Source organism: Motilibacter deserti (assembly GCF_011250635.1).
GTDB lineage: Bacteria > Actinomycetota > Actinomycetes > Motilibacterales > Motilibacteraceae > Motilibacter_A > Motilibacter_A deserti.
Genome location: NZ_JAANNP010000001.1, coordinates 701,845 through 728,191, shown reverse-complemented (window position 1 = coordinate 728,191; position 26,347 = coordinate 701,845). Strand labels below are relative to the sequence as shown.

Below are 26,347 nucleotides of genomic sequence, written 5' to 3'. Positions count from 1 at the left end.
TCAGTGCGTGAGCTTGAGCCCGATCACGCCGCCCACGATCATCGCGAGGAAGACGAGCTTCAGCACCGACACGGCCTCGGCGCCGGTGCTCATCGCGTAGAGCACCGTGAGCGCCGCGCCGATGCCGACCCAGACGGCGTAGGCGGTCCCCACCGGCAGGTCACGCATCGCGTAGGCCAGGCCGCCCATGCTGGCGAGGAGCGCGACGAAGAACACCGCGGTCGCGCCGGGCCGGCTGAGCCCCTCGGACTTGCTCAGGGCCGTCGCCCAGACGGACTCGAGGACACCGGAGATGACGAGGACGAGCCAGGACACGAGAGCCTCCACGGGCCGTCTTGTCGCTCGCCGGGTACGGCACCCCTCGTCCGGGAGCCCGGTGCGCGGGCTCACCTCGACGGTGTCACACGGGGACGGGGGTGGCAAGGCGCGGGCGGGAGGCTGTGGGGCGCTTCACCAGGCCCTGGCTCTCCCGATGGCTGTTGTCGAGATGGACAGCCGTCCAAGGGCGCCTACGTTCGTCCACATGACGACGCGGCCGGACGGCGACCCCCGCACGATGCGCGAGCGGATGGAGGCCGGCGACCCCTACATCGCGGACGACGCCGAGCTCGCGGAGGCGAGCGCCGCGGCCATGGACCTCATGGCCGCGTTCAACGCGACGTCCGTGCGCCAGGCGCCGCTCCGGCGCCGATTGCTCGAGGAGCTGCTGGGGGCGGTCGGCGAGGACGTCCGCATCCGCCCGCCGTTGTACGTCGACTTCGGCAAGAACATCTCCATCGGCGCGCGGTCCTTCGCGAACTTCGGCCTCGTCGCCCTGGACGTCGCCCGCATCAGCATCGGCGACGACGTGCAGATCGGGCCCAACGTCCAGCTGCTCACGCCGACGCACCCCGTCGAGCCGGGCCCGCGGAGGGACAAGTGGGAGGCCGCCGAGCCGATCACCATCGGCGACAACGTCTGGCTGGGTGGGGGAGCCATCGTCCTGCCCGGCGTCACGATCGGCGCCAACACAGTCGTGGGGGCCGGGGCGGTCGTCACCAAAGACCTGCCCGCCAACGTCGTGGCGGTGGGCAACCCGGCACGTGTCGTGCGCGCGATCGAGGAGTGAGCGCCGAGCAGGCGCCGGCCCGCGGCGGAGTGGCGCCCGGGCAGAGCTGCTTGTCGCCGCTGCTTCAATACGAGATGGAGCTGCATCCCTTTCCGTCATTTGCCGCGCGGCGATTCGTCGGTGCCGTGCACGACTCCGAGGTCGTCTATCTCGAGCCCGGGCGGCTGCGGGGGCACACCTCGGCGGTCGAGGACGGCCGTCCTTGCACCGTCCGCTACGACATCCGGCTCGACGAGCAGTGGCGCACCCGCGAGGCCCACGTCGTCGCCGACATGCTCGCCGGGCCGCACGAGACCAGCCTGCGCTCGGACGGGGAAGGGTCGGACCGTCGGCCCGACACCCAGCGGTTCGACCACACGTCCGAGGGCGGTTTCACGGCGCTGCTCGAGCACGCCGCCCCGGCCTGGTCGTCGCGTGTCCCGGCATCGCCGTTTGCGTCGCGGGCCAGAAGGTGCGGGCCGGGTAATTGACAGCGTTGTCTGCTTCCGAAGCGGGTCGGCGAAAACGGCGATTTGCGCCGATCGGGCGTACGTGACGCACGCGACGAGCAGTCCGGAATATCTCCGTGATCTAACCGTTATAGTGGACGTGCCGACCAGCCGAAGGGTTGGAAGGAGAAACGCGGGAGGTTCCCGGGAGGACGGCAAGCGCCTATTCGAGGCGCGTCTTCCGGGAGGCGAGACCGCAGCAGGAGCAGTGCAGCATGAGCATCATCGACACGACTACGGCCCGGACCCGGCTCGCCCAGTGGCGCGCGGCGCGTGACGCCCGGCTCCGCCTCGAGCGCGAGCTGGGGGCCTACGTGACCGCGGCGGACCGCGCGGAGATCGACGCGATCGTCGGCCGCCACACCGTCGACGAGGCCCGCGAGGTGGAGGCGATCCTCACCGAGCAGGCCGTGGAGCGCGCCCACCGCGGCGCCGTCGCCGCCTGACGCTTCGCCCTCAAGGCTCGGCCCGGCCGCCCGTACGCGGGAGTCGGGCCGGGCGCACCGGCTGGCGCAGGATCGTCCGGAGCTTCTCCGGCGCCGTCCGGCGCGGGTCGCTCAGATAGACCTCGTGGTGGCGGCCTGTCATCACGAGCCCGTGCTCGGGCACGAAGCGCTCGTGCAGGTCGGCGAGCGCCGGCCCCTCGTCGTCGTAGGGCCCGACGTGCAGCGTCTGGGCGCAGCGGCCCTCCTCGAGGGCCTCGACGCGGACGCGGTCCAGCGCCAGCGCGGGCTTCTTCGCGGCGAGCGCGGCCCGCGTCGCCGCGACGAGGCCCGCGTCGACCCACTCCGGCGTCATCAGCATCACCGTCCAGTCCCACCGGGACTTGTCGCGCTGCGTCGTGAAGACGGACATGTCCGCCGCGGACCACAGCGCCTCGAGGGGCGGGACCACGTAGTCGCGCCCGAGCTCGCGCTTGCTGGCGAACTTCAGGGCGTACGCCAGCGGATAGAGGGCCTCGAGCGCCTCCGTGTAGGCCGCGGACGTGTTGGGGTCGCCGTGGCCGTCGACCATGAGGTACGTCAACGGTGGTACGTCGACGAGCCGGATCTCGCCGTGCCGGGCCCGGTAGGACTCCAGAGTCTTCGCGAAGTCCGTCTTCCCGCCGGCCGGCGACGCGACGGAAGCGCGGTTGCCACGAGGCCGGGCGGGCGTCACCCCGCTCTCCGCAGCGCCTCCCGCGCCGCGACGTAGCGCTGCAGCTCGTCCTTGACCGGCTCGAGGACGTGCGCGTCCGCGACGTCGTCCACCCGTCGTCGCAGCTCGGCGCCCACCCGCCGCGCCGCGCGACGGGCCGCCGCCCGGCCCACCACGCGCGAGAGCCCGGCGACCGCGAGCCCGAGCAGCGCCCCGCCCAGCAGCAGCACGGTCGGCAGCGCCAGTGGGCCGACGTCGGGCGTCGGCGGGTCCGGCAGCTGCGCCCATGCGACCACGAAGAGCGCGCAGAGCCACGCCACCCCGGCGAGCGCGACGGCAGCCAGCGCCAACTGCAGCAGGCGCACGCCGCGCTCCCAGAGCCGGACGCGCCGGGTGTCCGGCAGGTCCGCGCTCGTGACGGCGGAGTCGAGCGCGTCGTCCAGGTCGGCCTCGGAGGATTGGGCCGCCGAGGCGACGGCACGCGCCCACGGCTCAGGTAGCCCGTGCGACGCGGCATCGACCACCCCGCGCACGGCCCCGTAGACGCCCGCCCGGGCGACCGGTGACGGCGGCGGCAGCGAGGACCGTCCCGCCGGGGCCTCCAGGTGCAGCCGGCGGAGCGGGTCACGGCGCAGCCGACCGATCCACCGGGTGAACGGCCAGCCCGTGGCGGCGACGGTGCGGGCGAGGGACGCCCGGCGCACGGCGTCCTCGATGACGGGTACGCCGGCCGCGAGCGCCAGCGCCTCGCGCAGCCGGGCGCGCTCCTTGCGCCCCACGGTGCCGAGCGCCTGGCCGTCGGCCGGCTCGGCCAGCTCGCCGGCGAGGCGGTCGACCACCGCGTCCACGTCCGCCGACAGCCGCTCGGTCGCGGCGGCGCGCTTCGCGACCGCGGCGGAGAGGACGCCGCGCAGCTCCGGGAGCCCTGCGCCGGTGCGCGCCGAGAGCGCCAGCACCGGCGCCGCGCCGAGCCCGTCGGCCTTCAGCAGCCGGTGCAGGTCCGCGACGCACGCCTCGACCGCGTCCGGCGTGAGCAGGTCCGCCTGGTTGAGCACGAGCAGCGTCACGGCCCGGTGCGCGCGCAGCCGGGAGAGGTAGCGCTCGTGCAGGGCGGCGTCCGCGTACTTCTGCGGGTCCACGACCCAGACCAGGATGTCGACCATGCCGACGAGCCGCTCCGCCTCGCGCCGGTGCCGGGCCTCCGTGGAGTCGTAGTCGGGCAGGTCGAGCAGGACCAGCCCGTGAAGGGCCGGGTCGGCCTCCGCCTCGGGCACGACGTGCCGCCGCGCGACGCCCAGCCAGTCCAGCAAGGGCCCGGCGTCGGCGGGCGGCCAGACGCAGGCGTGCGTGTCCGACGTCGTGGGCCGGCGCACGCCCACGGTCGAGAGCGCACTGCCGGACAGGGCGTTGAAGAGCGAGGACTTGCCGCTGCCCGTCCCACCGGCGAGCGCGACGACCGTGGACCCGGGGGAGAGCCGCATGCGCTGCCCGGCCTGCTCGAGCACGCCGCGTGCCGCGTCGACCAGCTCCGGGCGCACCCGCCCCTCGGCCGCCGTGACGACGGCGTCGAGCGCGCTCAGCCGCTCGGGCAGCTCGCGCGTGCGCCGCCGTGTCGCGAGCAGCCCGCTCACCGCGCGCTCCGCAGCTCGCGCGCCACGGCGGCGGCCTCGCCCCGCAGCCGTTCGGCCACGGTCGCGCCCCGCTCGCCCAGCCCCTCGGGCACCAACGCGGTGAACCGCTCGCGCTCGCCCTCGAGCAGGGAGTCCAGCCGGGAGCGGAGGTCGGCGCGGGCCTTGGCCGCCAGCCGGCGGACGGCCTCGTCCCCGAGCAGCGCCTCGAGCAGCTTCTGCCCGACGACGGACGTGCCGCTGGCGACGAGCAGCTCCCCGCCCGTGAGCCCGCCGGTGGACGCGAACACCGCCACCATGACGACCAGCCCGGCCCCGTTGACGCCGTAGGACAGGACGCGCGCGGTCGCCTTGCGCCCGGCGCCCTCCTCGCGCACCAGCTCGAGCAGCCCGCCCTGCCACTCGCGGACCGTCCGTTGGGCGGCCGGGCGCAGCTGCGCGGAGGCGTGCCCCAGGCCCGGGCCCGCCGCCTCGAGCAGCTGGGCGCCGCCGGGCTGGGCCCGCCAGGCGGCAACAGCCTGCTCGGCGGCGCGGTCGGCCTCGGCGAGCACCAGCGCCTCGACGCCGGACTCCAGCGCGACCGTCAGCTCCTCGCCCGGGGCCGGCCGTCCGCGCACCGCGGCGACGACCCGGTCGCGGACCCGGCCGAGCCGGGACTCCAGGTGGCGCAGCAGCTCTCCGGTCCCGACGATCTCCTGCCAGCGCGCGAGGACCTCCCCACGGAGCAGGGACCCGTCCTCGAGCGCGGCGTCGACGCGGTCGGTGGCGGCGGCATACGGCTCGGCGGCGGCCGCTTGCAGCGCCTCCCCGGCCGCGGCCTGCGCCGCGAGGCCGGTCGCGAGCCTGCCCACGCGCTCAGGGTAGGCGGCCAGCGCGCCGTGCAGCGTGCGGCGCACCACGGCGGCGCGGGCGGCGGCGTCGCCGGCCAGCTCGTGCAGCCAGCCGCGCACCGGAGCGACGGCGTCCTCGTCGAGCAGCCCGTCGTGTACGCCGCCCTCGGCGATCACGAACAGCGGCGCGTCGCCGAGCCCCTCGTCGCGGAGCATGGCCGCGAGGTGCTCGGCCACCTCCTGCTGCGCCTCGGGCGGCACCCGGTCGAGCACGACCGCCACGGCCGCGCTGCGCCCGGACGCCTCGCGCAACAGCGACCACGGCACGGCGTCGGCGTATCTCGCGGCCGTCGTGACGAAGACCCACAGGTCCGCCGCAGCGAGCAGCTGCGCCGCGAGCTCGCGGTTGGCGCTGACGACGGAGTCGATGTCGGGGGCGTCGAGGAGCGCCAGCCCGGCGGGCACGGCAGGGCTGGCGACCAGGGCGAGGCTGCCGGGCGACCCGGGCGAGCCCGGCTGGCCGGTCTCCCGCGGGAGCCCGGGCAGCACGCGAGGGCCGGTGAACCACGCCGCGTCGGCCGGTGCGTGAGCGAGCACGGGGGCCCGGGTCGTGGGCCGGAGCACCCCCGAGGCGGACACCCGCGCCCGCACGAGCGAGTTGAGCAGCGTGGACTTGCCCGCGCCGGTCGAGCCGCCGACGACGACGAGCAGCGGGGCCTCGATGCTGCGCAACCGCGGCAGCACGTAGTCGTCGAGCTGGCCGGCCAGCGCCCGGGCCTCGGCGCGCACGGCGTCGGCGCCCGGCAGCTCGAGCGGGAGGTCGACCTCGTCGAGCGCGGCCCGGAGCGCGCCGAGACGGGGGAGCAGGCCGCCGCCGGCCGCCGGCTCGTCCGCACTGTGGCTCACAAGAGCAGCCTGCTCCATCCAGCGGTGTCTCACGCCTGCAGGCCGTCCCCAACCGGGCGGGCGCGCGTCCGGGCGCCGTCCCGGCGTTTGCCAAGCGCCCTGGACGGCTACTACCATCCCTACCATGGCACTAGGAATGCTCCGGCCTCGCGTCGAGGCTGAGCCGTGCCTGCCGTGGGCCTCGTGTTGTCGCCGCTGAGCGCGCCGCCGCGCACCTGCCAGGGACAGCACCGCAACCGATCGCCCCGGAGCTTCTCGTGACCCGCCGCCCCAACATCCTGCTCATCGTCGATGACCAGCACCAGCGCGACGCGCTCGGCTGCGCCGGTCGGGCCGGGTTGCGCACCCCGCACCTGGACGCGCTCGCCGCCACGGGGCTGCGGGCCACCCGGGCGTACGGCCAGCCGACCTGCACCCCCTCGCGCGCCAGCCTGCACACCGGGCGGCTGCCGCACGCGCACGGCGCCTACTCGGTCGGTGTCGACCTGCCCGAGGGCAACCCGAGCCTGCCCGGCTCCCTGAGCGCGGCCGGCTACGCCACCCGGCTGATCGGCAAGAGCCACCTGTCCTCGTGGCAGGGCCCGGACAGCCCGGAGCTGCAGCGCGGGGCGACGGCACGCTGGGGTGCGCACACCGGCTCCTACGCCGGCTACGACGAGGTCGAGCTGAGCTTCGGCCACGGCTCGTGGGGCGCGAGCGGGCACTACCGGCTCTGGCTCTACGACAAGGGCTTCACCGACGTCGAGATCGACGGCATGACCCGGCTCGAGCCCGTCGTCGGGGATGGCCAGGTCGCCGCGTTCGACTGGGACCTGCCGCCCGAGCTCTACGACAGCAGCTGGGCGACCGAGCGCGCGATCGCGCACATGCGCGACCTCGCCGCGTCCGACCAGCCGTTCTTCCTCTCGGTCAACTACCAGGGCCCCCACCACCCGTTCGTCGCCCCGCGCGGCGCCGACGTCGACCGACCTGACGTCGTGCCGCCGGCGTACGTCGCTGGCGAGCACGAGGACAAGCCACCGCACTACCGGGCAGCCCGCGAGGGGCGGCTGCGCGAGGAGGGCTACGTCCTCGATCCCGGCTTCCCCATGCCGGGGCAGTGCCACGGGCAGGACTTCCGTGCCGTCGACGAGGAGTGGGCGCGGGCGACGCTGAGCCGCTACCACTACGCGATCGAGCAGATCGACTCCTGCGTCGGGCAGCTGCTGGAGGAGCTGGACCGGCTCGGCATCGCCGAGGACACGATCGTGGTCTTCACCAGCGACCACGGCGAGCTCGGCGGCGCCCACGGCCTCTGGATGAAGGGGCCGTTCTCCTACGAGGAGAGCACCGCCATCCCGCTGCTCGTCCGCTGGCCGGCCGGCGGCATCTGCGGCGGCCGCGTCGACGACGGCCTCGTGAGCCTGACCGACCTCGCGCCCACGCTGCTGACCGCCGCCGGCGCGCCGGTCCCGGCGACCATGGACGACGGCCACGACCTGCTGCCGCAGTGGCGCGGGGAACGGCGAGTCCGGGAGTCGGTCGTGCTCGAGTACCTCGACGACCCGCGCCTGCTCGCCTCCGCGACGATCGTGACGGACAGCTGGAAGGTCACCGAGTACCTCGGCGGCGTCTACGCCGGCCGCGAGGACGAGGTGGGCGAGCTCTACGACGCCGGCGGCGGCGAGCTGGCCAACCTCTGGGACGACCCGGACGTGCGCAAGGCCAAGGCCGAGCACCTCGAGGCGCTCCGGCGCGTGGTGCCCCCGCTGTCGATGTGGCGGGTGCCGCCGCGCGTCGGCGGGGTCTGAGGGCTCCGCGGCCGGACTGCGGCCCATGGGGGACTCGCGGGCCCCGGCGGGCAGACTCGGGGGTGATGAGCTCCCGTCGCGCCCTCGCCCTTGCCGTCGCGGCGGCCTTCCTGGCCTCCGGCGTGCCTGCCGCGGCCGCCCCGGCCCTCGGCCTGCCGGCTCCCGCGCCCGCAGCGGCGGACACCGGCGCGAGCTGCGCCCCCGTCCGCGACAGTTCCCGGCTGCAGCGGCAGGCGGCGGCCACGGTCGCGCTCGCGCGCCGCCGGCTCGTCGCCGCCGACGTGGCGCCGTACTCCCGCTACCCGAAGGCCGCGTACCCGGGGGACCGGCACTGGCAGCGGGGCAGGGCCTCGGACTGGACGGCCGGCTTCTACCCGGGCGCGCTCTGGCTGGCCTACGAGCTGACCGGCGACCGGCGCCTGCGCGCCCGCGCCGAGCGCTGGACCGCCGGGCTGCTCGGGCAGGCCGGCAGCACCAGCCACGACGTCGGGTTCATGCTCGGCAGCAGCGCGGGGCAGGGCCGGCGGCTGACGGGCCGCGCGGCGTACGGCAGGGCGGAGCTGACCGCGGCCCGCTCGCTGGCGCGGCACTTCGTCCCCGCCGTCGGGGCCAACTGGTCCTGGAAGGCCGAGGATCCCGCGGTGGCCCGCGTCATCGTGGACAGCCTGATGAACCTCGAGGTGATGTTCGACGCCGCCCGTACGTCGGGGGACGCCCGGCTGAGCAGGATCGCCCGAACGCACGCGCGGACGCTCACGCGCACCCACCTGCGGCCGGACGGGTCGACCTGGCACGTGGTGGACCTGGACCGGGGGACGGGGCGGGTGCTGCGGCGCTGGTCGGCCCAAGGGCTCTCCGACTCCTCGACCTGGGCGCGCGGGCAGGCGTGGGCGGTGCACGGGCTGACGACGGCGTGGCGCGAGACCGGCGACCCGGCGCTGCGCGAGGCCGCTCGCAGGGCCGCCGACTGGTGGGTCGCCCACCTGCCGGCCGACTGCGTGCCGCCGTGGGACTTCGACGCCCCGCGCGGCGCGCCGAAGGACGCCTCGGCCGGGGCGGTCGCGGCCGCGGGCCTGCTCGAGCTGGGCCGCCTCGAGCCCGACCGGCGCCGGGGCGCGCGCTACCGGGCGAGCGCGCTCGCCGGCCTCACGGCGCTCACCTCGCCGGCCTACACGACTGTGCGCACGGGCGGCCCGTCCGTGCTGCGCCGGCAGGTCTACCGCAACGGCGACGACGTCGGCGCCTTCATCTGGGGCGACTACTACCTGCTGGAGGCGCTCGTCGGGCTCAGGCGCGCTCGAGCAGCGCGTTGATGCGCAGGGCCAGCTCCACGTCGCGGTCGGTCACGCAGCCGCGCGAGTGGGTCCACACGCTGAAGGTCGTCCCGCCCGGCCCCTCGTCGACCACCGCGTGATGGTCCAGCTCCTCCTCGGCCGCGTGCACCTGGGCGAGCACGCCGCCCGGGAGAGCGGGCACGGTCCGCTCGATCCGCTGGGTGCTCCCCGACCAGCCGGGCAGCCGCTCGAGTGCCTTCGCCACGTCGTCCGCAGTCAGGTCCGCCATAAAGCCCGAGCGTAGGCCGACGGGGCTCTGCCAGGCTGGCGCCATGACGACCCCGACCCCTCGCGTGATCGGCCTGCTCGGCGGCATGAGCTGGGAGAGCTCGGCCGAGTACTACCGCCTGCTCAACGAGCTCGTCCGGGAGCGGCTCGGCGGCCTGCACTCGGCCCGAGTGGTGCTCTCGTCGGTGGACTTCGCCGACATCGAGCGACTGCAGGCCGCGGGGGAGTGGGACGAGGCCGGGCAGGTGCTCGCCGGCCTGGCCAAGGGGGTCGAGGCCGCCGGGGCCGAGGTGCTCCTGCTCTGCACCAACACCATGCACAAGGTCGCCGACGAGGTGCAGGCCGCGGTCGGGATCCCGCTGCTCCACCTCTGCGACACCACGGCCCGTGCGGTGCGCGCGGCCGGGCTCGAGCGGGTGGGCCTGCTGGGCACCGGTTTCACCATGGAGCAGAGCTTCTACCGCGACCGGCTCGCCTCGCACGGGCTCGACGTGCTCGTCCCCGGCGAGGCCGACCGGGCCGTGGTCCACCGCGTCATCTACGACGAGCTCTGCCAGGGCGTCGTCCGCGAGGAGTCCCGGCAGGCCTACCGCGAGGTGATCGGCCGGCTCGTCGAGGCGGGCGCCGAGGGCGTCATCCTCGGCTGCACCGAGATCGAGCTGCTCGTCGGGCAGGCCGACAGCCCGGTGCCCGTCTTCCCGACCACGCGGCTGCACGTCGAGGCGGCGGTCGACGCCGCGCTGGCGCCCTGACTCCTGCTCAGGGGACGGTGACCGTCACCGCGCCGCTGCGTACGTCGTAGACCCCGCCGACGACGGGCATCCCCTTCGGCAGGTAGGGCGAGCTGCGCACCCGCTGCACGTCGTGGCGCAGGGTGGCCTCCTGGTCCGAGATCGTCCGGAAGTCCAGGCTTCGGCTGTCGATCCCGGCCTGCTGCTGGACGGCCGCGTGGACGTCCTCGTCGCGCGCCTTCGCCATGCCGCAGTCGGTGTGGGCGAGCACCATGACCCGGTCGACGCCGAGCAGGTAGTGCGCGAGCACGAGGCTGCGCAGCACGTCGTCGGTGACGCGCGCCCCGGCCGTGCGCAGGATCTTGGCGTCGCCGGGGGAGAGGCCGAGCATGCCGAGCGGGTCGATGCGCGAGTCCATGCACGTCACGACCGCGAGCCCCTTCGCCGCGCGACCGGGCAGCCCCGGGTCGACGAAGGTCTTCTGGTAGTCGGTGTTGGCCGCGAGCACGTCGTCGAAGGCGTTCACGCCCCTGATCCTGCCAAGGGCTCCGGAGCGCCCCGCGCGGGGCACCGTTGTTTGACGGGCCCGTCCCTGCGGCACGAACCGCTCCGTGAGTGAGTCGAGCGGGCCGGGCCTCCGGCGGGCGGTGACGACACCGCTGTTGTTCCTGTTCATCCTCGGGGACGTCCTCGGGGCCGGGGTGTACGTCCTGGTCGGCGAGGTCGCGGGGGAGGCGGGCGGCGCGGTGTGGCTGCCGCTGATCATCGCGCTCGCGCTGGCGATGCTGACGGCCAGCTCCTACGCCGAGCTCGCCACGACGTACCCCCGTGCCGGCGGCGCCTCCCACTACACGACGCGCGCCTTCGGCCCGTTCGTCGGGTTCGTGGTCGGCTTCTGCATGCTCGCCGCGGGCATCGTGTCGGTCGCGGCGCTGGCGCGCGGCTTCGGCGGCGACTACCTCACCGAGTTCGTGGACCTGCCGGTCGCGGGCGTGGCCGTGGTGTTCCTCGTCGCCCTCGCGCTGCTGAACGCGCGCGGCATCAAGGAGTCGCTGCGGGCCAACACCGTGGCCACGCTCATCGAGGTCGGCGGGCTGGTGCTCGTGATCGTGCTCGGCGTCTGGGTGGCGCTGCGCGGCGACGCGGACTACGCGCGGCTGACGGACCTCGGGACGTCCGAGCACGGCGTCGCGGCCGGGCTGCTGAGCGCTTCGGTCCTCGCGTTCTACTCGTTCGTCGGCTTCGAGACCTCGGTCAACATCGCCGAGGAGACGAAGGACCCGCGCCGGTCCTACCCGCGGGCGCTCTTCGGCGCCCTGCTGGTGGCGGGCCTGGTCTACCTGCTCGTCGGGCTGGCGGCCAGCGCCGTCGTGCCGACGGAGACGCTCGTCGAGTCCAGCGGCCCGCTGCTCGAGGTGGTGCGCGAGGCCGGCGGCGTGCCGGAGAAGCTGTTCAGCGCCATCGCCCTCGTTGCCGTGGCCAACGGCGCCCTGCTCACGGGGATCATGTCCTCGCGGCTCGCCTACGGGATGGCCCGCGACGGCCTGCTGCCGGGAGCGCTGGCCCGCGTGCTGCCCGGGCGCGGCACCCCGTGGGTCGCGATCGCCGCCACCAGCGTGTTGTCGATCCTGCTGGCGCTCACCGGCGACGTCGCCACCCTGGCCTCGACGCTGGTGCTCATGCTGCTGATCGTCTTCGTCGGCGTGAACCTCGCGGTGCTCGTCCTGCGCCGCCGCCCTGGGCCCGACGCGGCCGCGGACCACTACCGCACGCCGACCGCGCTCCCCGTGCTGGCCATCCTCTCCTGCGTCGTGCTGTTCACCCAGATCGACGGCGAGGTGTGGCTGCGCGGCCTCCTGCTGCTCGCCGCGGGCCTCGCGCTGGGCGCGATCGCGGGAGCCCGCGCGCGCCACCAGGCTGCAGCGGCGAAAATGCCTGCAGACCTCACGTCGGACCGACGCTGAGCGGACGGTTCAGGAGGCGCGGTGCACTGGGTGTGGCAGGAGCTCGTACGCGACACCCGGCTCCCCGCCCCCTGGGACCGCTGGCTCGACAACCGTCCCGGGTGGCGGCTCCGGCGCTGGGCCTCGCCGCTGCAGCCGCTGGCCTGGCTCGCGACCGGCACCCCGCCCGGCCGCATCGGGTACGCCCCGGGCCCGCTGACCGCGCTGCGCCGGCGCCGGCACGCCCGGGCGGGCCGCCCGGTGCGCCTGTGCCTGCTGGAGGGGCCTGTGGCGGGGGCGAGCTTCGGGCCGGTGACCGCGTACTGGATCAACGAGCACAGCAGCGTGGTGCACGCCGTCGTGGACGACGAGCCGGAGCGGGCGGACGTCGTGTGGGTGCAGACCCAGGACCCGGTGCCGCTGCACGTGCGAACGGCGATACGTGAATCGCTGAGCAGGGTCGGCCACGACGTGCCGGTCCTGAACCGGCTCGAGAACCACGACGCCTACCATCGCCCTGACACGTTCGCCCGGCTGCGGGACGCCGGCGTGAGTGTGCCCGACCCGGAGCCGCGCGAGGGAGACCTCGTCGTGGTGAAGGGACCGGGACAGACGAGCCGCAAGGAGCTGCGCCGGCTGGACGGGCCGCTGCCCGCCGGGCACCGCGCGTTCGGCTACGTCGACGCCCGCGGGGCGGACGGGCTGCACCGGCGCTACCGCGCGTTCCACTTCCTCGGGGTGGTCCACGCGACGGACGTCATCGTCAGCACCGGGTGGGAAGCAGGGCTGGGCACGTTGGCCGGGCACGAGCCCGTCTTCGAGATGAGCGAGCAGGAGCAGCAGCAGGTGAGAACGATCGGGCGCGAGCTGGGACTGGACTGGTTCTGCGTGGACTTCGTACGCCGCGCCGATGATGGCGCGGCGGTGTTCACGGACGTCAACGTCTATCCGACACCGGTCGTGGCCGAGTTCGTCGACGCGCAGCTGCGCGCCCGCGGACGGTGGCACTTCCTCGACACGCCCGCCCGCATGGGGCTGGACGAGCCGCAAGGGCGCTTCTGGCCACGCTTCGACGCCGCGGTCCTGAGCCTGCTCGAGGCCCCCGCCGCCGAGCCGACCGCGCTGGGGGCCTGACGTGCCGCTCGTCAGCGTCGTGATGCCGACCTACGACCGGGCGGGGCTGCTCCCGCGCGCGATCCACTCCGTCCTCGGGCAGACGATGCCGGACCTGGAGCTCCTCGTCGTCGACGACGGCTCGACCGACGACACGGCCGAGGTCCTCGCCGGGTGCGCGGACGGCCGGCTGCGCGTCCTGCCCCGTGAGCACCGGGGCGTGTCCGCCGCGCGCAACGCCGCACTCGCCGAGGCCCGCGGCGACCTCGTCGCCTATCTCGACACGGATAACGTCTGGTCCCCACAGTTCCTGGAGGTCATGACCGGCGAGCTGCGCGAGCAGGACATGCTGGCCTACTGCGGCCGCCACCTGTTCCTGCTCGACGGCCCGCTGCACGACGCCCGGGTCGTCGGGCGCAAGACGCACAGCCCGGCCTACAACCCCGCGTCTTTGCTGCGCCACAACAGCATCGACACCAACGTCATGCTGCACCGGCGCCGGCTGGTCGAGGAGGTCGGCGGCTACGACGAGACGCTGACGCGGCTGGTCGACTGGGACTTCGTCGTACGCGTCGTGCTGCGCCACCCGTTCGCGATCCGCCACGTGGACCAGGTGCTCTGCGACTACCACTACTACCGCCGCGACCAGCTCCCCACGATCACCAACGGCAACTTCGACGACGCGGCGCTCGACGGGCTGTTCGGGCTGGGAGAGCGGGACCCCGTGGACGCGAAGGTGCTGCGCAAGATCTCCGAGGCCCTCGAGCTGCAGCGGCTGCTCGGGGAGTAGCCGCCTCAGACCGCCGAGTCGACGGCCTGGGTGACGAGCTGGTCCACCCGGATGCGGAAGTCGTTGATCGCGTCGGCGAGGCGTGGGTCGTCGCCGGCGACCGACACCCGCAGGTGGTGGTCGAATCCGCCGTCGGGCACGCGCGTGAGCCGCGTCTCCAGCCCGGCTTCGACCGCCAGGCGTTGCAGCTCGAGCAGGTCCTCGTAGCTGTCGGCGGCGACGTCCACCCAGGCGCTGAAGCTGTACACGAGCTTCGGGTCCATCTCTGCCTGTCTCCCCGTGGTGTCTGCCTCGGGCGTACGACGACAGGCGCCGCCGTCCCGCCACGCGGGTCTGCAGGGTGGCTACCCGGGCCGGAGGCGTTGAACCGAGCCGCTGCCTTCGATTGTGCGCCGGCAGGAGATGTCACGCCGTCAGAAGGCCGCAACAAGTTGCCTGAAGCCCTATTCACTGAACTGCTGCTCTCGCCAGGCACGGAGGATGAGCGCCCGCCTCAGGGGCGACGACGTGCGGCATGGCCCTCGAGGAGCTCCTCGATCCCACGCAGGAAGGTCTCGCAGACGAGGTCGGGCTCGAACAGGCACCCGGCCGCCATGGCGCCGTCCCGCAGCATGACGAAGTGGCGGGCGGCGGGCTCGGCCGAGGCCTTCCGGACCCGTGCGAGCTGGCCTTCGACGATGTCGAGGAACCACTGGCGGTGGGCGAGGACGGCCTGGTGCACGGCAGAGCCGGGGTCGGGATATTCGGCCACGGCGTTGAGGAAGGCGCAGCCCCGGAACCCGGGAGACCGAATGCCCTGGGCGATCCCGGCTGCGATCGACCGGAGGGCGTCGACGGGCGTGGGCCCTGCGGTGACCGCCGTGTCCGCCTGGCTGCGCATGGCTTGGTCGACCGCGCCCAGGTAGGCGAGGACCAGGTCCTCCTTGCCGGGGAAGTGCCGGTAGAACGTGGCGCGGGTCACCTGCGCCTCGGCGACGATGCGGTCGACGCCGACGGAGTGGATGCCCTCGGCGTAGAAGACCCTCGTCGCCGTCGTGAGCAGCCGGTTCCGCGCTTCCGACGGCCGGCTCTCGGGCTCGCTGCGCGCCATGCTCGCCAGGCTACTAGGCAGAACGTTCGTTCTTGACAGTTCGGCCGAGCAGTGCGACGGTGAGCTCAGAGAGAGAACGTTCGTTCTCTTCCGTCCTGTGGCCGGTTCGGCCCATGGCGTGGCACGACCGATCGGACCTCCGATGAGCGCAACCGCCACCGCCCCGTCCGCTTCCCCGGGCGCAGCGTCCGCCCTCCGACGGCTCCATGCCGCGCGCAGCGTCTTCGCCGTCGCCTGGGCGCTCGCCCTGCTGAGCACGGCGTCGCGCCTCGGCCCGCTGGCGGTCGCCCTGCTCGTGCTCTACCCCCTGGTCGACGCGGCCGCTGCCGCGCTCGACGCGCGGAGGCCGAGCTCGGTCGGGGCGCTGGCCGGCCTGCGCCTCAACGTCGTGATCAGCCTGGCGGCCGCCGTCGCCGTCGCCGCCGCGTGCGCCTCCGGCATCCCCGCCGTCCTGCGGGTATGGGGAGCCTGGGCGGTCGTCGCGGGGCTCGTCCAGCTCGCCGTCGGCGTGACCCGGCGGCGCTTGGGCGGGCAGGCGGCGATGGTGGCCAGCGGTGCCCTCTCGACCGCCGCCGGTGCCTCGTTCGTGGTGCTGGCGTCCCGGGACGTCCCGACGCTGGCCAACGTGGCCGGCTACGCGTTCCTCGGCGGGGTGTTCTTCGGGGTCTCGGCCCTGCGCCTGCGGCACGCAGACCGCACCGACTGACCCGTCCTCGCCGCCGGTGCGGGCCGGCCCGCCGAACGGCAGAGGCCCCGGCCGCCGAAGCGGCCAGGGCCTCCCAGTTGGGGTGAGTGACGGGACTCGAACCCGCGACACCCGGGATCACAACCCGGTGCTCTACCAGCTGAGCTACACCCACCAACGTCGCGCCGGTCGCCCGCCGCGGCAGCGATGAGTGTAGCGGGCGCCCGGAGCGCAGCTCAGCCCAGTTCCTCCGGAGCGCCCTGCGGCGCGGCCACCTCGCCCGCAGCAGCAGGCAGGCCCGGCTCCGGGGCCGGGAGGACGTGGCGAGCCGCGATCGCACGGGACGTGTCGGTGTCCGGTCCGGGCTGCGGGACGAAGACCGCCTCCCGGTAGTAGGCCAGCTCGGCGATGCTCTCGCGGATGTCCGCCAGCGCGCGATGGCCGCCGGATTTCTTCGGGGAGTTGTAGTAGGCGCGCGGGTACCACCGCCGCGCGAGCTCCTTGATGCTCGAGACGTCGACGATGCGGTAGTGCAGGTGGTCGTCGAGCGTCGGCATGTCGCGGGCGAGGAAGCCGCGGTCGGTGCTGACCGAGTTGCCGGCGAGCGGCGCCTTGCGCGAGTCCGGCACGTGCTTGCGGACGTACTCCAGGACCTGGCGCTCGGCCTCCTCCAGCGTCACGCCCTGCTCGAGGCTGGCCAGCAGCCCGGACGCGGTGTGCATCTCGCGCACGACGTCCGGCATGTTCGCCAGTGCCTCGGCGGGCGGCTTGATCACCACGTCCACGCCGTCGCCGAGGATGTTGAGCTCACTGTCGGTCACGAGCGCGGCGATCTCGACGAGCGCGTCGGCGCGCAGGTCGAGACCGGTCATCTCGCAGTCGATCCACACCAGCCGGTCCACCATGGGCGACACCCTAGGAGCCCCGGACGCATCGTGCGCGCGCCGGGACGCTTCGTGGTGGTCCGGCTGTGTCGGACGGCACGGTTCCCGGCATCGCGCGCACGTTCCCGGGCAGGCAGACTTGACGCCAGCATGCGCGCCCTCGACCGTCAGCCTCCCTCGTCGCGGCCCGCCCGCCGGGCCCTGCCCGCACCGGTGGCCACCGCCGGTGCCCTCCTGCTCGCGCTCCTCGGCGTGCTGGCCCCCGCGCTGCTCCTGACCGCGTCGCCCGCAGCGGCCCACACGGCGCTGGTCTCCTCGTTCCCCAGCGAGGGCGAGGCGCTGGAGAGCGGGCCGCCGCAGGTGGAGCTCGACTTCGACGAGGACGTGTCCTCGGTGGGCCTCGCGCTCGTCCTGAGCGGCCCGGACGGGCAGGGCGTCGAGCTCGGGCAGGCCGCGGCCGACGGTGCCACGGTGACGGCGCCGCTCGCCGCCGCCGTCGCGGCCGGCGCCTACACGCTGGATTGGCGGGTCGTCTCGGCCGACGGGCACCCCGTGTCCGGGCGAGTCACGTTCTCGGTCGCGCACGGCAAGCCCGCTCCGGCCGGAGTCGTCGTGGCGTCGGCGGCCAGCGGCGACGACGACGCCAGCTGGCTGTCCCGCCACGGCGGCCAGCTCACCCTCGTCTGGGTCGTGGTCGCCGTCGTGGCGGCATACCTCGTCGTCGACGCGCTCCGCCGCCGACGCGACCGTGCCGCCCGCGACGGCCGGTGAGCGGCCGATGAGCTCGACCTCGACGACCGCCCCTGTCGCGCCGGCGCCCGAGCGGGCGGACCCGCGGCGTACCCGCCGGCCCTGGGGCCCGCCCGCGGCGGCGGTGGCCTACCTCGTCCTGCTCGTGACGCTGGTGGTGGGTGGGGGACGGCCGGAGAAGCCTGCCGCCGGGCTGCCCGACGCCGGCCCCGTCACGGGGTGGGGCCTGCCGCTGGCCCGGCTGCTCGCCGACGGCGCCGCCGTCGCTACCGTCGGGCTGCTGCTCGCGGGCGCGGTGCTGCTCGCCAACCGCGAGGGCCAGCTGCGCGGCAGCGCCTTCCTCGGCGTACGCCTGGCCGGCACCGCGGCGGCAGCGTGGGCGTCCGCCGCGCTCGTGCAGACCCTCCTCACTCTCTCCGACGTCTTCGGCCAGCCGCCCCTCGAGGCGCTGTCGGGCTCGGCGCTGCACGAGTTCCTGACCGTCCTGCCGCAGGGCCGCGCGCTCGTCGTGCAGGTCGCGCTCGCGTGCCTGGTCGCCGTCCTGGCGCGATTCACCACGTCCGTACGCGGCGCGCTGCTCGTGCTCGCGCTGGCCGTGGGCGCGGTGACCCCGCCGCTGCTGACCGGGCATGCGGCCGGCGCCGGCAACCACATGCTCGCGGTGTCGAGCCTCGTCGTCCACGTCGTCGCCGCCGTCCTCTGGGCCGGCGGGCTGGCGGCCCTGCTGTGGGTCTGGCGGCGCACCACGACGGGGGCGCCCCTCGTCCTCGCCGTCCCGCGCTACAGCCGCATCGCGATCTGGGCCGCCGTCGCGGTCGGGGCCAGCGGCGTCGTGAGCGCGTGGCTCCGCCTCGGCAGTGTCGAGGCGGTGCTGTCCTCGCAGTACGGCGGGCTGGTCCTGTGGAAGGCCGCCGGCTTCGCGCTGCTGGTCGCGTTCGGCGCGCGGATGCGCCTCGCGGTGCTGCCCCGGCTGGCCGATTCCCGGGACGCCTTCGCCCGGCTCGCCGCGGTCGAGGTGCTCGTGATGGCGGGCCTGGTCGGCCTGGCCGTCGCCCTCGCGCGGACGCCCACGCCGATCCCGACCGACACGGCGCCGGCCACGGCGTCGCTGCTGCGCTCGATCCTCGGCTTCGACCCTCCGCCCGCGCCCACCCCGCTGCGCTACCTGACCGAGTACCAGGTCGACGGCTTCTTCCTCACCTTCGTGATCCTCGCCGGCGCGCTCTACGCCGTGGGCGTGCGGACGATGCACCGGCGCGGCGACGGCTGGCCGGTCGGCCGCACGGTGTCCTGGTACGCGGGGCTGGCCGTGGTGCTCTACTGCACCTGCGGGGGCCTGGCGGCCTACTCCCACCTGCTCTTCAGCGCGCACATGATGTCGCACATGGTGCTGTCGATGGTGGCGCCGATCTTCCTCGTGCTCGGCGCCCCGGTGACCCTGGCCCTGCGTACTCTGCCGAACGGGCGGACGCCGGAGGAGCGCGGCCCGCGGCAGGCGCTGCTCGCGGCACTGCACTCGCGGCCGGTCTCGTTCTTCACGCACCCGCTGGTGGCCGGCGGCATCTTCGTCGGCAGCCTCTTCGCCCTCTACTTCACGCCGCTGTTCGGCTACCTCATGGGCAACCACGCGCTGGGCCACACGCTGATGGCGGCGCACTTCCTCGCGGCCGGCTCGCTCTTCTTCTACGTCCTGGTGGGCATCGACCCCTCGCCGCGCAAGCTCCCCTACCTCGCCCGCATCGGCGTGCTCTTCGCCGCGATGCCGTTCCACGCGTTCTTCTCGATCGCCGTGATGTCCACGACGTCGCTGCTCGCGGCCGACTACTACGAGGAGCTCGGCGACCCCTACGGCCGCGGCCTGCTCGACGACCAGCACCTCGGCGGCGGGCTGGGGTGGGGACTCGGCGAGGTGCCGATCGCGATCGTGCTCATCGCGGTCTTCGTCGCGTGGACGCGGGCGGACGAGCGCGAGGCCCGGCGCACCGACCGGGCGGCCGACCGGGCCAGCGCGCGCGGCGAGGAGGACGAGCTGGCGGCCTACAACGCGTGGCTGCGGCAGATGAACGAGCGCGGCAAGCGCTGAGGCGTCAGCTTCTCTCGCGTGCGGCCGCGAACACCGCGTCGATCGCGTCCGCGATGCGGATCGACTCCTCGATCTCGACGATCGTGTCCGCCTCGCCGCGGATGCGGGCCGACACGGCCTCGAACATCAGCTGGTACGGGTCCACCGGCGCGAAGAGCTCCACCCGGTCGTCGACGTGCAGCTCGGCGGCCTCGAAGCGGGAGACGAACGCGTTCTCCCGGATCTCGAGTCGCCCTTCGGTCCCCTCGACGACGACCGACTGGACGTCTGCCCCGGACATGCCGAACCTCACCTCGGCTGCCGTGCCGCCGAGCGTGAGGCCGGCCCGGCCGGCCAGGTCGACGCCGCTGGCGTGCAGCTCCAGCTCGCCCTCGGCCCGGCGCAGGGAAGCGGCCCCCGCCCCCCAGAGCGCGGCCGACACGGCGTAGCAGCCGACGTCGTAGAGGGCGCCACCGCCGCGGGCGGGGTCGTAGCGGTAGTTGACGAGGTCCTCGGTCACCCCGCCGGTGAAGGTCGACGTCACGGACCTGATCTCGCCGAGCAGGCCGGCCCGGACCAGTGCCTCGGCGCGGCGGGTGCGCGGGTGCCAGCGGTACCAGAACGCCTCCACCACGAGCTTGCCGGCGGCCTCACCCGCGGCGGCCATGCGGCGTACCTCCTCGCCGGTGAGGCCCAGCGGCTTCTCGCAGAGCACGTGCTTGCCGGCCTCGAGCGCGCGCAGCGTCCACGGCAGGTGCGCGTCGTTGTTGAGCGCGATGTAGACCGCGTCGACGTGGGGGTCCTGCAGGACGAGCTCGTAGTCGTCGTACGCCGACCCGGCCGGGCCGAGGCGAAGCGCCCTTCCGGCGTCCCGGGCGGCGGCCGACTCCAGGCGCGCGCCGCGGGCCGCGTGCACACAGGGGGCGATGTTGCGGGCCATCGCGCCCGCGCCGAGGAAGCCCCACCGAACGTCGCCTGCCACGCCTGCTCCTCGCGGTCCTGCGGGCCGAGCGCGCCGCGCCGTCATTCTGGCGCACCCGGCGCCGGCGCCCGCCGCGGGAAGGGGCGCGGACGCCGACGGCGGCCCTGCCGGAGCAGGGCCGCCGTCGGACGGGCACGGTGAGCCGGGGCTACTTGTCGGCCCAGTACGCGGCCGCGCTCACCATCGGCCACTCCCGCTCGGGGTCAGCGCGGTAGAGCGGGTTCATCGCGAACACCGTCATGCGGGCGGTGCCGGTCGTGTTGGTCCCGTGGGCGACGAGCGCGCTGCCCGGCGCCGACGCCGACTGCTCGTCCAGTCGCCACAGGCCGGCGGCGAAGAAGCCGGACTGCGGCAGCCGCGCGTCGACCGTGAACGTCGACGGCACGGCGGTCAGCCAGGTCGGCGGGTCCATGATCGCGGTGTCGCGCGCCGGGTACGCACCGGTGATGACGCTCGAGGTGCCGCCGGTGTTGTCCCACCAGACGATGCCCGAGCGCCCGCCGCCCGTCCGCGCCGCCGCGGTCAGGCCGGTGACCTGGCCGCCGTTGGTGAGGAACCCGGCGCCGGTCGTACCCGCTCCGATGTAACCGCCGCCCGCGGCGAAGAACGCGGCGAGACGAGCGCGGGCCGTCGCGTTGGCCGCCGTGTTGGCCGGGTAGCCGGTGCCCGCGTTGAAGATCACGTCGTAGCTGTCCAGCGGGTTGGTGGCGCCGTTCAGCATGGCCGTGGAGACCGGGTTGGCGGGGAAGCCGAGGTCGCGCAGCGACCACACGCTCTGGTCGAGGCTGCCGGCGAGGACGGCGATCCGGGGGACCCGGTCGATGGCCTCCAGGGCCGGAACGCCGGCCGCCTTCACCGGCTGGAACTCCAGGCCCGTCCGCTTCGCGAGCGCGTCGAGGGCGCGACGGGCCTGTCGGCCGGCGGGGAGGACGACGGAGCCCGCGGCCAGCGTGCCCGTCGTCGCCTGCACCGGGCCGAGCGCGAGCTTCGGCTGCAGGCCGCCGTCGGCGACGAGGCCGTTGAGGAAGCGGACGGCGGTGGGGGAGTCGATCTCCAGCGCGTAGTAGTCGGCGCTGCCGCCCTGGACGCCGCCGCCGAGCAGGCTCGGCCCGCGGACCTTGTTGACCTTGGCCGGCAGGGCGGCACCCCGCGCGACGGGGACGACGTCGGCGCCCCACAGGTAGCCGTGGCTCCAGGCCGCCGGCGGTGCGTAGAGCTGGTTGATGCGGTCGGAGATGTCGACGCCGACCGACAGCGCCGTGTCCGCGAGCCCGCGGCGCGGCTGGGCCATCGGCACGAGGTACGAGCCGGGGGCGTACGTCGTCCCGCCGTAGGTGTACGGCTGGGTCGTCTTCTGCACCTCGATGTCGTTGTAGAGCAGCCATTCCACGAGCCGGTTGGCCTCGGCCTCGCTGCGCTGGCCGGTGCCCATCGGGATGACGTAGCCCTCGCCGTACTCGTTCATCCAGTTGTTGTCGACGTCGTACGGCGCCGGGCAGCAGGCCGGGCGCGGGGCGTTGACGTCGTTGCGCTTCAGGATCTCCAGCTGGTCGTGAAGCATCGCGCTGCGGTTGTCCGCGACGAAGTCCATCGTGGACTCGACGACGACGACCTGCTGGTCCTTGGCGCCCACGCGGCCGCCGCAGATGTCGAAGGGCGTCCAGCACATCTCGACGGTGGAGGCGTCGAGGCCGATCTGCTGGGCGTACATCCCGGTGTAGAACGGCCCCCAGTCGTCCCAGCCCTCCGCCTCGGCGGGGCCGGGCGGCCGCCCGTTGTCGCACAGGCCCGACGGCGCGGTGGGGAAGTCCCCGTCGGAGCACCACTCCGTCACCGGGATGGTGGTCTCGAAGCCGGCGGCGTCCATCGCGGCGACGTTGGCGGCCACGCGCGGCTGGTTCCACTTGATCCAGAGGTCGTACTCGACGCTCGGGTTGTGCGGCTTGGTGGTGCCCTCGATGAGGGTGGGGGCGACGTAGCCGTGCAGGTCGAGCAGCTCGGGGGCGAGCCACTCCTTCTGCAGGTTGATCGACGCGATCGTCTCGGTCTGGGTCTGGGAGAGGTAGTCGCGGTTGAGGTCGAAGCCGTTGCCGTTCAGGCGCTGGCCGGAGACGCGGCCGTCCGGGTTCTGGATCGGGTTGAACACCAGCACGAGGTGGTCGAGCGCGTAGTCGACCTCGGGGTCCACGCCGTACGGCGTCGTCGCGTACTTCTCGATGAGCTCCATGGCGGCGTCGACGCCCTCGAACTCGTTGCCGTGGATGCCGCCCTGCACCACCATGGGCGTCTTGATCCGGGAGCCGGCCGCGTCGACCAGGCTCTGCGCCTTCGCCGGGTCCTCCAGCATCTCCTTGCGGACCTTCGTCCAGGCCCGGTAGTCGTCGCGCTGCTGCTTCGTCTCGAGCGCGTTGATCACCACGCCGTACATGGGGCGGCCGAGCGCTGACTCGCCGATGACCTCGAGGCTCATCCGGCCGTTGCTCTCACCCTGGATGCGCTCGAGCGTGCACCCGACGGCGTAGTAGGGGATGTGCGGGAAGCTGCCTGCCGGGTCGCCGGCGTTGGCGCCGGTGGGGAGCGCGGCGGCCGCGTCGGCGGACGGCGTGCCGCACCACGGCGGCGCGATGGCGGCGTCGGCCGGCTGCGAGACCGGCACGAGCAGCCCGGCGAGCAGGGCGCCCGCCAGCATCGGGAGTCGAACGGAACGGGCTCTCACGTGCCCGACCTCCTGAGGTGTCGCACTGGGGCCGCGCGGATGCACCGGCCCGGGACGAGCAGCGACGGTGCACGGACCAGCCGGGCCGGGACGGGCCGCACCGGCGGTGCCGTCCCGCGTCGTGCCCGAATTCCTAGTGGCGCTTCTCGCCCCATGTCAAGAGAAAGCCGGAACCACGCGGAGAACCGGGACAGGAAGTAAAAATCGCGTAAAGCGCTTCGCTCGATCTGGCTTGCTACGGGTACGGCGAGGCCGCCCGCCACCGCCGCCGACGGCGGAGAGGGAGGAGACGGAGCGCGCCCGGCAGGGGTCGAACCTGCGACCGTCGGATTAGAAGTCCGCTGCTCTATCCGCTGAGCTACGGGCGCCTGGGCGTCAGGGTAGGCCGGGGCCTCTCTCGAAGCCGACCTGCGGCGCGACCTCCCCCTGCATCGAGCCGGCCGAGCCTGCCGAGCCCGCCGGCGCCCCCGGCACCTCGCCGAGCGACGCCGCCGCGGGGTCGAGCACCCGCGACAGGAAGGTGCGCGTCCGGGCGTGCTGCGGGTTGCCGATGACCTGGTCCGGGTGCCCGTCCTCGACGACGACGCCGCCGTCCATGAAGACGACGCGGGACGCCACCTCCCGGGCGAAGCTCATCTCGTGGGTCACGACGAGCATGGTCATGCCCTCCGCCGCGAGCCCCCGCATGACGGCGAGCACGTCGCCCACGAGCTCGGGGTCGAGTGCGGAGGTGGGCTCGTCGAAGAGCATGAGGTCGGGGTCCATCGAGAGCGAGCGCGCGATCGCGACCCGCTGCTGCTGCCCGCCGGACAGCTTCGCCGGGTACGCGTCGCCGCGGTCGGCGAGCCCGACCCGCTCGAGGTTGCGCCGTGCGATGCGCTCGGCCTCGTCCTTCTTGCGCCCCAGCACCCGGCGCTGGGCGATTGTGAGGTTGTCCATCACGGTCAGGTGCGGGAACAGGTTGAACTGCTGGAAGACCATGCCGATCCGGCGCCGCACGGCGTCGATGTCGACGTCGGGGTCCGTGACCTCGATGCCCTCGACGTGGACGGTGCCGGACGTCGGCTGCTCGAGCAGGTTGACGCAGCGCAGCAAGGTGGACTTGCCCGAGCCGGACGGCCCGATCACGCACACCACCTCGCCGGCCTGGACCTCGAGGTCGATGCCCTTGAGGACCTGGTTCTCCCCGAAGGACTTGTGCACGTCGCAGATGGCGATCACGGGCGGGCGGCCGCCGGTCGCGGTCGCCTTGGCCATGGACGTCGCGGTCATCGTGCCTTCGCCTGCCTTGCCTCGAGCCGACGTGCCAGGTAGCTCAGCGGGACGGTCAGGACCAGGTAGCAGAGCCCGGCGACCAGCAGCGGGGTGCTGTTGAAGTTGGCCTGGGTGATCTCGCGGCCGTACTTCGTGAGGTCCTGCTGCTCCAGCGTCATGCCGAGCACGTAGACCAGCGAGGAATCCTTCAGCAGCAGGACGAGCTCGTTGGTCAGCGGGGGGATGATGATGCGGAACGCCTGCGGGATGACGATCGAGACCATCGCGCGCGTGGAGGACATGCCGAGCGAGCGGGCCGCCTCGGTCTGCCCCTTCGGCACCGCCTGCAGGCCCGCCCGCACGGTCTCGGCCATGTAGGCGCCGGACACCAGCCCGAGGGCGAGCGTGACCTGCCCGGTCAGCCCGCCCGGGATCTGCCAGCCGGGGAAGGCGAAGGGGACGCCGTACCCGATGAAGATGAAGATGATCAGCGCTGGCAGCCCGCGGAAGACCTCGATGTAGAGGCCGGCCAGCGCCCGGTACGCCCGGATCTGCGAGAGCCGCATCAGCGCCAGCACGAGCCCGAGCAGCAGGCCGAGCAGGAAGCCGAAGACGGTGTACTTGACCGTGTTGACCATGGCCGTCGTGATGACGTCCGGGAACATCTCCCGGGCCAGGTCGGTGTTGCCGAAGTTCTCCTTCAGCGTCCCCCAGTCGGCGAGGAACGCGAAGGCGAGCACCAGCACGACCAGCAGGGCGTACTGGAGGCCGAGCGACACCCGGCGCCGTTGCTTGCGCGTCAAACGGCGCGCGGGCGCGCTCGTCGTGGACATCGGTGGTACTAGCTCCTGTCAGCTGGCCGGCGTGGCCGCCGCGCTCGGCACCTCGCCGATCCACTTGGTGTAGATCTCGTCGTACGTGCCGTCCGAGCGGGCGCCCTCGAGCACGGAGTTGACGACCTCGAGCAGGGCGCTGTTGCCCTTCTTGACGCCGAAGCCGTACTGCTCGCCGGTCTCGATCGTCGCGGAGATCTCGAAGTCGGCGTTGGCCGCGTCCTTGAGCCACTCGCTGACGACGGGCAGGTCCTGGATCGCGACGTCGGCCTGGCCGGCCTTGAGCGCGTTGAACTGCAGGTCAGGGGTGCCGACGGAGACCGGGTCGAGGCCGGCGTCGCGGGCGTACTTCTCGCCCGTCGTCGCCTCCTGCGAGGTGAGCTTCTTGCCCTTGGCCGCCTCGAGCGAGGTGATCCCGCTGCCCTTCTTGGACACGAGCGCCTGGTTCGCGTCGAAGTAGGGGGCGCTGAAGTCGATGCTCTGCTGCCGCTCGGGGGTGATGGTCATGCCGGCGGCGGCGATGTCGCACTGGCCGGCGTTGAGCGCCGCGCCGGACTGGATGCCGTCGAAGCCGGTGTCCTTGACGTCCGTCGTGACGCCGAGCTGGGCCGAGACCAGGTCCATGATGTCGATGTCGAAGCCCTGGACCTTGCCGTCCTGGTTCGCCTCGAACGGGGCGTAGGGCAGCGAGGTGCAGACGGTGAGCTTCCCGTCGCTGATCAGCTCGACGTCAGGGGTCGTCGGGGCGTTGCTGACGGCGCCGGTGGGAGCCGGCGCGGCCGGGGTGTCGCCGCCGTCCTCGTCGTCGCTGCCGCAGGCGGCGAGGAAGAGCCCCGCGGCGGCGAGCAGGGCGCCGGCAGTCGTCGTGCGCCGTGTCGTGCGCCGAGTGCGAATCATCGTCCGTGTCCTCCAGAAGTTTGCGGCGCGGCGAGGTTATCGGCCCGCCGGGCAGGAGGCAGATGGAACACGGCCGCTGCGGCGAGACAGTTTCGCCATTGTTACGAGATGGGGTCGCTACGGTGCGGCGGGGCTCCGTCACGCTGGAGGAGGGCGTGCTTTGACGGG

At 73.9% G+C, this 26,347-nt stretch carries 26 protein-coding genes, 2 tRNA genes and 1 riboswitch; of the genes, 12 read left to right on the top strand and 16 right to left on the bottom strand.

Going from position 1 to position 26,347, the window contains the following annotated elements; translation table 11 throughout:
- Positions 1–315, bottom strand: a complete 315-nt coding sequence (locus G9H71_RS03345; RefSeq protein ID WP_166277796.1) for a DMT family transporter — start codon at positions 313–315, stop codon at positions 1–3.
- Positions 316–324: 9 nt separating this feature from the next.
- A riboswitch (guanidine-III (ykkC-III) riboswitch) is annotated at positions 325–391 on the bottom strand.
- A gap of 132 nt (positions 392–523) precedes the next feature.
- Here G9H71_RS03345 and G9H71_RS24355 point away from each other — a divergent pair.
- From G9H71_RS24355 to G9H71_RS03330, 3 genes are all read left to right on the top strand, one after another.
- Positions 524–1,108: a sugar O-acetyltransferase gene (locus tag G9H71_RS24355; protein ID WP_166277792.1), complete on the top strand. Its 585-nt coding sequence runs from the start codon at positions 524–526 to the stop codon at positions 1,106–1,108.
- A 125-nt stretch (positions 1,109–1,233) separates the two neighbouring features.
- Positions 1,234–1,578: a putative glycolipid-binding domain-containing protein gene (locus tag G9H71_RS03335; protein WP_166277789.1), complete on the top strand. Its 345-nt coding sequence runs from the start codon at positions 1,234–1,236 to the stop codon at positions 1,576–1,578.
- Positions 1,579–1,811: 233 nt separating this feature from the next.
- Complete coding sequence (locus G9H71_RS03330; RefSeq protein ID WP_166277786.1) at positions 1,812–2,042, top strand: hypothetical protein; 231 nt, start codon at positions 1,812–1,814, stop codon at positions 2,040–2,042.
- A gap of 10 nt (positions 2,043–2,052) precedes the next feature.
- Here G9H71_RS03330 and G9H71_RS03325 read toward each other — a convergent pair whose 3' ends face one another.
- From G9H71_RS03325 to G9H71_RS03315, 3 genes are read right to left on the bottom strand one after another with little or no spacing between them, the layout of a single operon-like run.
- On the bottom strand, positions 2,053–2,754 hold the full coding sequence (locus tag G9H71_RS03325; RefSeq protein ID WP_166277783.1) for a GyrI-like domain-containing protein: 702 nt from the start codon (positions 2,752–2,754) through the stop codon (positions 2,053–2,055).
- Entirely contained in the window at positions 2,751–4,364 is a 1,614-nt protein-coding gene (locus G9H71_RS03320) for a YfjP family GTPase (RefSeq protein WP_331272716.1), read from the bottom strand. Before G9H71_RS03320 ends, G9H71_RS03325 begins: the two co-directional genes overlap by 4 nt.
- Positions 4,361–6,097 (bottom strand): ABC transporter, encoded by a 1,737-nt coding sequence (locus G9H71_RS03315; protein ID WP_166277780.1) that lies wholly within the window; start codon positions 6,095–6,097, stop codon positions 4,361–4,363. The genes G9H71_RS03320 and G9H71_RS03315 overlap by 4 nt, the downstream gene beginning before the upstream one ends.
- 257 nt (positions 6,098–6,354) lie before the next feature.
- Here G9H71_RS03315 and G9H71_RS03310 point away from each other — a divergent pair, with 257 nt between their 5' ends.
- Positions 6,355–7,887, top strand: coding sequence for a sulfatase family protein (locus G9H71_RS03310; RefSeq protein WP_166277777.1), 1,533 nt, complete (start codon positions 6,355–6,357; stop codon positions 7,885–7,887).
- A 65-nt stretch (positions 7,888–7,952) separates the two neighbouring features.
- Positions 7,953–9,200 (top strand): glycoside hydrolase family 88 protein, encoded by a 1,248-nt coding sequence (locus G9H71_RS03305; RefSeq protein ID WP_166277773.1) that lies wholly within the window; start codon positions 7,953–7,955, stop codon positions 9,198–9,200.
- On the opposite strand, the gene G9H71_RS03300 is transcribed toward G9H71_RS03305, so the two are convergent.
- Positions 9,175–9,450 carry a 4a-hydroxytetrahydrobiopterin dehydratase gene (locus G9H71_RS03300; RefSeq protein WP_166277770.1) on the bottom strand — a complete coding sequence of 92 codons (276 nt, stop codon included), beginning with the start codon at positions 9,448–9,450 and terminating at the stop codon, positions 9,175–9,177. The two genes, G9H71_RS03305 and G9H71_RS03300, sit on opposite strands and share 26 nt — an antisense overlap.
- Before the next feature lie 43 nt (positions 9,451–9,493).
- Between G9H71_RS03300 and G9H71_RS03295 the strand changes: the two genes are divergently transcribed.
- Positions 9,494–10,201 (top strand): aspartate/glutamate racemase family protein, encoded by a 708-nt coding sequence (locus G9H71_RS03295; protein WP_166277768.1) that lies wholly within the window; start codon positions 9,494–9,496, stop codon positions 10,199–10,201.
- A gap of 7 nt (positions 10,202–10,208) precedes the next feature.
- Here the strand turns inward: G9H71_RS03295 and G9H71_RS24350 are convergent, their stop codons facing one another.
- On the bottom strand, positions 10,209–10,706 hold the full coding sequence (locus G9H71_RS24350; protein WP_331272715.1) for a beta-class carbonic anhydrase: 498 nt from the start codon (positions 10,704–10,706) through the stop codon (positions 10,209–10,211).
- An 85-nt stretch (positions 10,707–10,791) separates the two neighbouring features.
- Here G9H71_RS24350 and G9H71_RS03285 point away from each other — a divergent pair, with 85 nt between their 5' ends.
- From G9H71_RS03285 to G9H71_RS03275, 3 genes are read left to right on the top strand one after another with little or no spacing between them, the layout of a single operon-like run.
- Complete coding sequence (locus G9H71_RS03285; RefSeq protein WP_331272714.1) at positions 10,792–12,144, top strand: APC family permease; 1,353 nt, start codon at positions 10,792–10,794, stop codon at positions 12,142–12,144.
- A gap of 21 nt (positions 12,145–12,165) precedes the next feature.
- Positions 12,166–13,257, top strand: a complete 1,092-nt coding sequence (locus G9H71_RS03280; RefSeq protein WP_166277762.1) for an ATP-grasp domain-containing protein — start codon at positions 12,166–12,168, stop codon at positions 13,255–13,257.
- Position 13,258: 1 nt separating this feature from the next.
- Complete coding sequence (locus G9H71_RS03275; RefSeq protein ID WP_166277759.1) at positions 13,259–14,026, top strand: glycosyltransferase family 2 protein; 768 nt, start codon at positions 13,259–13,261, stop codon at positions 14,024–14,026.
- A gap of 5 nt (positions 14,027–14,031) precedes the next feature.
- Here the strand turns inward: G9H71_RS03275 and G9H71_RS03270 are convergent, their stop codons facing one another.
- Positions 14,032–14,289 carry a hypothetical protein gene (locus G9H71_RS03270; protein WP_166277756.1) on the bottom strand — a complete coding sequence of 86 codons (258 nt, stop codon included), beginning with the start codon at positions 14,287–14,289 and terminating at the stop codon, positions 14,032–14,034.
- Positions 14,290–14,519: 230 nt separating this feature from the next.
- Positions 14,520–15,116: a TetR/AcrR family transcriptional regulator gene (locus G9H71_RS03265; protein ID WP_166277753.1), complete on the bottom strand. Its 597-nt coding sequence runs from the start codon at positions 15,114–15,116 to the stop codon at positions 14,520–14,522.
- Positions 15,117–15,258: 142 nt separating this feature from the next.
- On the opposite strand from G9H71_RS03265, the gene G9H71_RS03260 reads away from it, so the two are divergent.
- Positions 15,259–15,822, top strand: a complete 564-nt coding sequence (locus tag G9H71_RS03260; RefSeq protein WP_166277750.1) for a hypothetical protein — start codon at positions 15,259–15,261, stop codon at positions 15,820–15,822.
- Positions 15,823–15,900: 78 nt separating this feature from the next.
- Here G9H71_RS03260 and G9H71_RS03255 read toward each other — a convergent pair.
- Both G9H71_RS03255 and orn read right to left on the bottom strand, forming a co-directional pair.
- Positions 15,901–15,976, bottom strand: a tRNA-His gene (locus G9H71_RS03255).
- Positions 15,977–16,037: 61 nt separating this feature from the next.
- Complete coding sequence (gene orn / locus G9H71_RS03250; RefSeq protein WP_166277747.1) at positions 16,038–16,706, bottom strand: oligoribonuclease; 669 nt, start codon at positions 16,704–16,706, stop codon at positions 16,038–16,040.
- Between the two features lie 129 nt (positions 16,707–16,835).
- Here orn and G9H71_RS03245 point away from each other — a divergent pair, with 129 nt between their 5' ends.
- Together G9H71_RS03245 and G9H71_RS03240 are read left to right on the top strand one after the other, a co-directional pair.
- Complete coding sequence (locus tag G9H71_RS03245; protein ID WP_166277744.1) at positions 16,836–17,456, top strand: copper resistance CopC family protein; 621 nt, start codon at positions 16,836–16,838, stop codon at positions 17,454–17,456.
- A 7-nt stretch (positions 17,457–17,463) separates the two neighbouring features.
- Positions 17,464–19,518, top strand: a complete 2,055-nt coding sequence (locus tag G9H71_RS03240) for a cytochrome c oxidase assembly protein (protein ID WP_166277741.1) — start codon at positions 17,464–17,466, stop codon at positions 19,516–19,518.
- Between the two features lie 4 nt (positions 19,519–19,522).
- Here G9H71_RS03240 and G9H71_RS03235 read toward each other — a convergent pair whose 3' ends face one another.
- The 6 genes from G9H71_RS03235 to G9H71_RS03210 form a co-directional block, all read right to left on the bottom strand.
- A complete protein-coding gene (locus G9H71_RS03235; protein ID WP_166277738.1) occupies positions 19,523–20,479 on the bottom strand; it encodes a Gfo/Idh/MocA family protein in 957 nt (318 codons plus the stop codon).
- Between the two features lie 148 nt (positions 20,480–20,627).
- The gene (locus G9H71_RS03230; protein WP_166277735.1) at positions 20,628–23,195 is read right to left on the bottom strand and encodes a M14 family zinc carboxypeptidase; all 2,568 of its coding nucleotides are present in this window, start codon (positions 23,193–23,195) and stop codon (positions 20,628–20,630) included.
- 295 nt (positions 23,196–23,490) lie between these two features.
- Positions 23,491–23,563: transfer RNA gene (locus G9H71_RS03225), tRNA-Arg, on the bottom strand.
- A 7-nt stretch (positions 23,564–23,570) separates the two neighbouring features.
- Complete coding sequence (locus G9H71_RS03220) at positions 23,571–24,452, bottom strand: amino acid ABC transporter ATP-binding protein (RefSeq protein ID WP_196791669.1); 882 nt, start codon at positions 24,450–24,452, stop codon at positions 23,571–23,573.
- An 11-nt stretch (positions 24,453–24,463) separates the two neighbouring features.
- Positions 24,464–25,282 (bottom strand): amino acid ABC transporter permease, encoded by an 819-nt coding sequence (locus G9H71_RS03215; protein WP_166277729.1) that lies wholly within the window; start codon positions 25,280–25,282, stop codon positions 24,464–24,466.
- 18 nt (positions 25,283–25,300) lie between these two features.
- On the bottom strand, positions 25,301–26,179 hold the full coding sequence (locus G9H71_RS03210) for a transporter substrate-binding domain-containing protein (RefSeq protein WP_166277726.1): 879 nt from the start codon (positions 26,177–26,179) through the stop codon (positions 25,301–25,303).
- Positions 26,180–26,347: the final 168 nt, after the last annotated feature.

Excerpts from the sequence above, each read along its gene's own strand:
- G9H71_RS24355 (WP_166277792.1), top strand. The coding sequence starts at position 524 with ATGACGACGCGGCCGGACGGCGACCCCCGCACGATGCGCGAGCGGATG.
- G9H71_RS03330 (WP_166277786.1), top strand. The coding sequence starts at position 1,812 with ATGAGCATCATCGACACGACTACGGCCCGGACCCGGCTCGCCCAGTGG.
- G9H71_RS03305 (WP_166277773.1), top strand. The coding sequence starts at position 7,953 with ATGAGCTCCCGTCGCGCCCTCGCCCTTGCCGTCGCGGCGGCCTTCCTG.
- G9H71_RS03300 (WP_166277770.1), bottom strand. The coding sequence starts at position 9,450 with ATGGCGGACCTGACTGCGGACGACGTGGCGAAGGCACTCGAGCGGCTG.
- G9H71_RS03295 (WP_166277768.1), top strand. The coding sequence starts at position 9,494 with ATGACGACCCCGACCCCTCGCGTGATCGGCCTGCTCGGCGGCATGAGC.
- G9H71_RS03270 (WP_166277756.1), bottom strand. The coding sequence starts at position 14,289 with ATGGACCCGAAGCTCGTGTACAGCTTCAGCGCCTGGGTGGACGTCGCC.
- G9H71_RS03265 (WP_166277753.1), bottom strand. The coding sequence starts at position 15,116 with ATGGCGCGCAGCGAGCCCGAGAGCCGGCCGTCGGAAGCGCGGAACCGG.
- G9H71_RS03260 (WP_166277750.1), top strand. The coding sequence starts at position 15,259 with ATGAGCGCAACCGCCACCGCCCCGTCCGCTTCCCCGGGCGCAGCGTCC.
- orn (WP_166277747.1), bottom strand. The coding sequence starts at position 16,706 with ATGGTGGACCGGCTGGTGTGGATCGACTGCGAGATGACCGGTCTCGAC.
- G9H71_RS03245 (WP_166277744.1), top strand. The coding sequence starts at position 16,836 with ATGCGCGCCCTCGACCGTCAGCCTCCCTCGTCGCGGCCCGCCCGCCGG.
- G9H71_RS03240 (WP_166277741.1), top strand. The coding sequence starts at position 17,464 with ATGAGCTCGACCTCGACGACCGCCCCTGTCGCGCCGGCGCCCGAGCGG.
- G9H71_RS03220 (WP_196791669.1), bottom strand. The coding sequence starts at position 24,452 with ATGGCCAAGGCGACCGCGACCGGCGGCCGCCCGCCCGTGATCGCCATC.
- G9H71_RS03215 (WP_166277729.1), bottom strand. The coding sequence starts at position 25,282 with ATGTCCACGACGAGCGCGCCCGCGCGCCGTTTGACGCGCAAGCAACGG.
- G9H71_RS03210 (WP_166277726.1), bottom strand. The coding sequence starts at position 26,179 with ATGATTCGCACTCGGCGCACGACACGGCGCACGACGACTGCCGGCGCC.